Origin of the sequence: Synechococcus sp. BA-120 BA3 (genome assembly GCF_034931285.1) — a bacterium.
Classification (GTDB): Bacteria; Cyanobacteriota; Cyanobacteriia; order PCC-6307; family Cyanobiaceae; genus Cyanobium.
This window is the reverse complement of the sequence record NZ_JAYGHZ010000338.1, coordinates 1-6,449: the sequence shown is the minus strand read 5'-3', so window position 1 is coordinate 6,449 and position 6,449 is coordinate 1. Positions and strand designations below refer to the sequence as shown.

General features: G+C 70.4%; 8 protein-coding genes. 3 read left to right on the top strand and 5 right to left on the bottom strand.

The features are described from left to right. Window positions 1–51 precede the first annotated feature (51 nt). Complete coding sequence (locus tag VB737_RS13965) at window positions 52–531, bottom strand: glutathione peroxidase (RefSeq protein ID WP_500313838.1); 480 nt, start codon at window positions 529–531, stop codon at window positions 52–54. Window positions 532–610: 79 nt separating this feature from the next. On the opposite strand from VB737_RS13965, the gene mgtE reads away from it, so the two are divergent. Both mgtE and VB737_RS13955 read left to right on the top strand, forming a co-directional pair. Next, the gene (gene mgtE / locus VB737_RS13960) at window positions 611–1,987 is read left to right on the top strand and encodes a magnesium transporter (protein ID WP_500313836.1); all 1,377 of its coding nucleotides are present in this window, start codon (window positions 611–613) and stop codon (window positions 1,985–1,987) included. A 246-nt stretch (window positions 1,988–2,233) separates the two neighbouring features. Further along, window positions 2,234–3,187 (top strand): RpoD/SigA family RNA polymerase sigma factor, encoded by a 954-nt coding sequence (locus VB737_RS13955; protein WP_500313840.1) that lies wholly within the window; start codon window positions 2,234–2,236, stop codon window positions 3,185–3,187. A 3-nt stretch (window positions 3,188–3,190) separates the two neighbouring features. Here VB737_RS13955 and rbp read toward each other — a convergent pair whose 3' ends face one another. Beyond that, entirely contained in the window at window positions 3,191–3,478 is a 288-nt protein-coding gene (rbp, locus tag VB737_RS13950; protein WP_500313835.1) for an RNA-binding regulator, read from the bottom strand. Window positions 3,479–3,616: 138 nt separating this feature from the next. On the opposite strand from rbp, the gene VB737_RS13945 reads away from it, so the two are divergent. Next, window positions 3,617–3,862: a hypothetical protein gene (locus VB737_RS13945; RefSeq protein ID WP_500313833.1), complete on the top strand. Its 246-nt coding sequence runs from the start codon at window positions 3,617–3,619 to the stop codon at window positions 3,860–3,862. Window positions 3,863–3,881: 19 nt separating this feature from the next. Here VB737_RS13945 and VB737_RS13940 read toward each other — a convergent pair whose 3' ends face one another. From VB737_RS13940 to VB737_RS13930, 3 genes are all read right to left on the bottom strand, one after another. Next, window positions 3,882–4,061 carry a hypothetical protein gene (locus VB737_RS13940; RefSeq protein WP_106221166.1) on the bottom strand — a complete coding sequence of 60 codons (180 nt, stop codon included), beginning with the start codon at window positions 4,059–4,061 and terminating at the stop codon, window positions 3,882–3,884. A 97-nt stretch (window positions 4,062–4,158) separates the two neighbouring features. After that, a complete protein-coding gene (locus VB737_RS13935; RefSeq protein WP_500313831.1) occupies window positions 4,159–4,647 on the bottom strand; it encodes a hypothetical protein in 489 nt (162 codons plus the stop codon). Between the two features lie 80 nt (window positions 4,648–4,727). Further along, window positions 4,728–6,449, bottom strand: a 1,722-nt coding sequence (locus VB737_RS13930; protein ID WP_500313829.1) for a hypothetical protein, incomplete at its 5' end; no start/stop codon positions are given.

The window sequence follows — 6,449 nt, the reverse complement described above, 5'->3', positions numbered from 1 at the left end:
AGCCGGGGCTGGCTGCCCGGCTGACCCTGACGGCATCGGCTCCCCGCAGGCTCAGGCCGCCAGCGCCTTCTCGATCGCGGCGGTCAGTTCGGCGCCGTCCGGTTCCACCCCACTCTTGAAGCGGGCCACCACGCTGCCGTCCTTGCCGATCAGGAACTTCTCGAAGTTCCAGGCCACGTCGCCGGCGGGTTCGGCCTGGGTCAGGGTGTCGTAGGGGGCCGTCTTGGAGCCGGTGGCGTGCACCTTGTCGAACAGCTCGAAGCCGACGCCGTAGGTGGTGGAGCAGAACTGCTGGATCTCGTCGAGGGTCCCTGGCTCCTGGGCGCCGAAGTCGTTGCAGGGGAAGCCCAGCACGGCGAAGCCCTGGGGGCCGAAGCGGTCCTGGAGGGCCTGGAGGCCGGCGTACTGGCGGGTGAAGCCGCAGCGGCTGGCCACGTTGACGATCAGCAGCACCTGGCCGGACCACTCGCCGAGGCGGCGCTCCTGGCCGGCGGCGGTGCGCACCACCACGTCGCTCACGTTCACGGCCATGGGTTCCTGGGGAGGGGAGAACGCCGCGGACCCTAGCGGCCCAGCCCATACACTCGTACCCACCGGCATCCGAGGAGCGATGGCTGAGGCCTCCGCCGTCGCCGAGGTGGTGGCTCGCCAGCTGGAGGGTCTGCTGCAGGCGGGCAACTACGACGGCGCCAAACTGCTGCTGCAACCCGTGCAGCCGGTGGATTCCGCCGAGGCGATCGGCACCCTGCCGCGCACGCTCCAGGCCCTCGCCTTCCGGCTGCTGCCCAAGAACGAGGCCATCGAGGTCTACGAGTATCTCGACGGATCGGTGCAGCAGAGCCTGCTGGAGCGGCTGCGTTCCGGCGAGGTGCTGGAGCTGGTGGAGGAGATGTCCCCGGACGACCGGGTACGGCTCTTCGATGAACTGCCCGCCAAGGTGGTGCGGCGGCTGCTGTCGGAGCTGAGCCCGGCGGAGCGGCGGGTCACGGCCCAGATGCTCGGCTACGAGGCCGAGACCGCCGGTCGCCTGATGACGACCGAGTTCATCGACCTCAAGGAATTTCACAGTGCCCAGCAGGCCCTCGACATCGTGCGTCGCCGGGCCCGGGACACCGAGACGATCTACAGCCTCTACGTGACCGATGCCTCCCGGCACCTCAGCGGCATGCTGTCGCTGCGGGATCTGGTGACGGCCGATCCGGAGGACCGGCTCGGGGACGTGATGACCCGGGAGGTGATGAGCGTCACCACCGACACCGACCAGGAGGAGGTGGCCCGGGTGATCCAGCGCTACGACTTCCTGGCCGTGCCGGTGGTGGACCGGGAGCAGCGGCTGGTGGGCATCGTCACCGTCGACGACGTCATCGACGTCATCCAGCAGGAGGCCACCCGGGATCTGTACGCGGCCGGCGCCGTGCAGGCCGGCGACGAGGACGACTACTTCCGCAGCAATCTGTTCACCGTGGCCCGGCGCCGGGTGGTGTGGCTGCTGGTGCTGCTGGTGGCGAACACGGGCACCTCGGCGGTGATCGCCTCCGAGCAGCTGGTGCTCAAGCAGGTGGTGCTGCTGGCGGCCTTCATCCCGCTGCTGATCGGCACCGGCGGCAACGTGGGCGCCCAGAGCTCCACCGTGGTCATCCGGGGCCTCAGCACCCAGCGGCTGCAGTCCCTGGGCCCCTGGCGCACGATCGGCCGGGAGCTGGTCGCCGGGGCGCTGCTGGGCGCTCTGCTGGCGGTGGTGGTGGTGCCCTGGGCCTGGACGATGGGGGGCAGTGCGCTGGTGGCCACCGCGGCCGGCATCAGCCTGGTGGCGATCACCACCCTGGCCGCCACCGCCGGAGCGGCCCTGCCGCTGCTGTTCGACCGCCTGGGGCTGGATCCGGCCCTGATGTCGGCCCCGTTCATCACCACGGCCACCGACGTGGCCGGCGTGTTCATCTACCTCAGGACCGCCCAGCTGCTGCTTCCCCGGCTCGGCAGCGGCTGATCCGGGCCGGCGCTGGGGGTCGCGACGGCCCTTGATCCCCGTCGGAACGGCCTTCTCGGGCACTCCCATTTCTGAGAGGAGTTCACACTTCGTGATGTTACGCTTTACAGACAGTTATGGATCGGATCCATGGTCGTCGCCCTCGCCTTCGCCCAGCCCTCGACCTCCGACGCGGTCCACGTGGCCGAGACGCTCCAGGTGTCCGACACGGTCCAGACCGTGGTCCGCGCCTCCCCCGGCCGCTCCATGCCGCCGGTGGACGGCGACCTGGTCCGCTCCTACCTGCGGGACATCGGCCGCGTGCCGCTGCTCAGCCATGAACAGGAGATCACCCTGGGCCGCCAGGTGCAGGAGCTGATGGCCCTTGAGGAGCTGCGCGAGGAGCTGAAGATGCGCTCCGGCGGCACCGATCCAAGCCAGCAGGAGCTGGCGGCGGCGGCGGGCCTGCGGCCGGAAGTGCTGCGCAAGCGTCTGCATGCCGGCCGCCGCGCCAAGGAGCGCATGGTGGCCGCCAACCTGCGCCTGGTGGTGAGCGTGGCCAAGAAGTACACCAAGCGGAACATGGAGCTCCTGGACCTGATCCAGGAGGGCACCATCGGCCTGGTGCGGGGCGTTGAGAAGTTCGATCCCACCCGCGGCTACAAGTTCTCCACCTACGCCTACTGGTGGATCCGCCAGGGCATCACCCGGGCGATCGCCGAGAAGAGCCGCACGATCCGCCTGCCGATCCACATCACCGAAACCCTCAACAAGCTCAAGAAGGGCCAGCGGGAGCTCAGCCAGGAGCTGGGCCGCACCCCCACCCTGAGCGAACTGGCCGTGGCGGTGGAACTGCCCGAGGAAGAAGTGAAAGACCTGCTCTGCCGCGCCCGCCAGCCGGTGAGCCTGGAGACGAAGGTGGGCGACGGTGAGGACACCGAGCTGCTCGATCTCCTGGCCGGCGACGACCTGCTGCCCGCCGATCTGGTGGACGGCGAATGCCTCAAGGGGGACCTGCGGGCCCTGCTGGAGCAGCTGCCGGAACTGCAGGGGCGGGTGCTGAAGATGCGCTACGGCATCGACGGCGAGGAGCCGATGAGCCTCACCGGCATCGCCCGCACCCTCGGCATGAGCCGGGACAAGACCCGCAATCTGGAGCGGCGGGCCCTCGAAGGCATCCGCCACCACTCCCGCTCCCTGGAGGCCTACCTGGTGGCCTGAGGCTCAGTAGCGCGCGCGGCCGCCGCCGGCGCCAGCGCCGCCACCACCGGTGCGGGGCTGGGCCTTGTTGACCCGGATCATCCGCCCCATCCACTCGACGTCCTGCAGGTCGTCGATGGCCTTGGTCTCATCGGCCTCATTGGCCATTTCCACGAAGGCGAAGCCGCGCTTGCGGCCGGTTTCCCGGTCGAGGGGCAGGCTGCAGTTACGCAGGGCTCCGTACTGCGCAAACAGATGGTTGAGATCCTCCACCTCCGCATCGAAGGAGAGATTTCCAACGTAAATCGTCATGAACAGAAAAACAATTATGAACCGATTCGTCGATAGCCCTTGCAGGACGTTGTCACTCGCCGAAGAGAAATCTTTGAATCAACAGAAGCGTACAGCCCGGCTTGGCTGGCAGGCTGGGCCCCCTACGCAGGGCGACGGATGAAGGAGCAGGCGACGGCCATCGCCCTGGTGGCGCTCTGGGTGCTGGGCTGGGGCGTGGGTGGCTCGCTCATCGATGCCGGCCTCATCGGCGCCGGTGTCTACGACCTGGACGGCGGCCAGAGGGGAACCCTGGTCACCTTCGTGCTCTGGAGCCTGCTGTGGGGCGGGGTCGGCCTGAAGCTTTGGCGGCGAAGGGGCTCCGGCGGCTCCGAAGACGCGAGCGGCGGAAACGGAGCGCCCTGAACGGGCGGAACGCCTCGGCCTACTTGCGGATGCCGAGCAGCTGGGCGCCGTAGTGCTCGCTGAATTCGGCCTGGTGCTGCCAGGCGGTCAGGAGGGTCTTGGCGACCTTGCGGAGTTCCTCGATGTCGTTACAGCTGTCGATGGCGCGGGAGTGGACGGCGATCGAGAACTGGCGATTGAGGGAAAGGGAGGCCTGCATGTCCTGCTTGTGTTGTTTCAGAACGTTACAAGCAGTTGCCGGCTGGCGGGCGGAGGGTCGCTGAGCGGCTAACCGAACTGCGCCTCCCCAGCCGGATTCAGAAGAACTGGTCGAAATTGTCGAAGTCAACGGCGCTGAAGGTGCCGTCCTGCACCTGGGCCATCAGCCGCTCCAGCTGCACCCACAGGGCACCGCCGGTGAGCAGCGACAGCACGAAGGCCACCAGCAGGGCGGCGCCGGCGGCGAAGCCGAACACCTGCAGGCTGGCGCCGATGAACAGGGTCACCCCGATCACCAGGCCCCCGTAGGGAAGGGTCGTCTCCAGGTTGGCGATCGGCAGCAGGGCCAGCCGGTCCTGCTTCCAACCCTCCAACCGGTTCTGGATCATCCGGGCGAAGGTGAGCCCGCACAGGACGGCCATGGCCAGGCCGATGCCGGCCAGCATGTAGGGCGGGTAGGTGAGCGGGGCGTATTCCAGCAGGATCTCCATGGCGTCCAGATCGCCGTAGTCGCCGCTGGCCTGGTCCAGCCCTGCCTGCCGGAGGGTCACGGGAGCAGCGTCGAGGGCGGCCAGCAGCAGGGACACGGCGGGGATGGGGACGGGCGATCGCGCCCGACCCTAGGCGCCGGAGCCGCCCCGTCAGAGGGGCCCGTCAGCGGAACCCCTCAGCCGAACCGACTGCGGAAGCGATGGACCAGGGCGTTCAGGGCCAGCAGCAACAGACCCACGCCGACGAACACCAGACCCCGCAGCCCCAGGTCGGCCTGGGCCATGTCGATGGCCAGCAGCCGCAGCAGGCAGGCCCCCAGCCCCACCAGGGCCACCTGGCGGAACTGGGGCTCCCGCAGCACCACCCCCAGCAGGTAGACGGCCAGGGCTTCCGCCGTCCAGAGCAGGGTCAGCAGGGCCCGGTCGTAGCCGCTGGCCAGCACCACGGCGACGGCGATGAACAGGGGATGGCCGAGCCAGAGGTTGCGCCGGCGCGCCACCCGCCCGCCAACCCAGGCCAGGAGCGGCCACCCGCCCGGCTCGGCCAGCCGTTCGAGGTCAAGCCAGCGGCGGCAGGCCAGGACGAACACCGTCTGCAGAGCGATCGCCACCAGACCGGCGCTCTGGGCCGCGCCGGTGGCGGGGGGGAAGGAGGGCAGGCCGACGCTCAGGCCGACCAGCAGCGTCGCCACCGCCAGCCAGTAGACGATCACCCCGTAGACCTGCAGCCGGATGGCGAAGCGCCGCACCAGGGCCGGGCAGACCAGGAGCAGGGCCAGCAGCGTCGAGGCGACGGGTCGCCAGGGGGCGCTGATCTCCCCCTGCAGCAGCACCAGCACCGCCAGCAGGGACCCCTCGAGGAAACAGGGCTGCACCGCCCGCCAGCTGGGCAGCCGCGCCAGCTCCGGGCCGGCCCGGAAGAACCAGCCGTGGAGGCCGACGGCGATCGCCAGCAGCTCGATCAGCAGGCGGCCGCGCACCTGCAGGACCCCAAGGGTCACCAGCTCCTGGCTGGGCCCGATCACCACCAGGAAGGAAACGCCGAAGGCGGCCAGGTAGGCCAGGGAGAGCCCCAGACCCACCCGCACGGCGCCCCCCCGAAGCCAGCGGGTCCCGTCCAGGGCCCCGGCGGACAGCAGCAACCAGGCCGCCCCCGGCAGCAGCGGCGAGATCGGCTCGAGCAGCCACAGCACACCCTGGCCCGCATCAATGCCCAGCAGCGCCAGCCCGAGGCCCTGACGGCGGCCACCGCCGCCACAGGTGGTCAGCAGCAGGGCCAGGACCGCCAGGGGGAGCAGTCGGACCAGCAGGGGCAGCGGCTGCCAGGGTGCCTGGGCCAGCAGGGTCAGCCAGCCGGCCGCATGGGCCAGGGCGATCGCCACGGTCATGCCGTTCAGCAGGCCGGGGGGGCGCCAGCGGCGTGCCGCCACCAGGAAGGCGCCCATCACCCCCAGGCTCAGGGCCGAACGCCAGTCCTCCGGCACCACCAGGACGGTGCCCACGGCCACCAGGCCGCCGGCCAGCCAGCCCAGCAGGGGCGGCAGGGGCAGGGACACAGCGCGGCGCTGCAGCAGCACCTGCATGCCGGCCATCAGGCCCGCCCCGACCGTCAGCACCGCCCCTGTCTGCAGCTGATGCACCGGTGTACCGCGCAGCAGCGCGGCCCCCAGGCCACTCAGGGCCAGCACCCCCCCGGCGGCGGTGCTCAACCACCAGCCGACACGGCTGAGCGGTCCGGAGCCCTCCCGCACGGCGAGGGTCAGGAACAGGAGCGACTCCAGCAGCACCACCCCGGCCAGCAGCGGCCCATCGGCGATCAGCGGGGCCAGGCTCAGCAGGACCGCGAGCACCAGGGTCTGGCCCACCAGGCCATCGCCCAGGGCCAGCCAGCGCGGCCC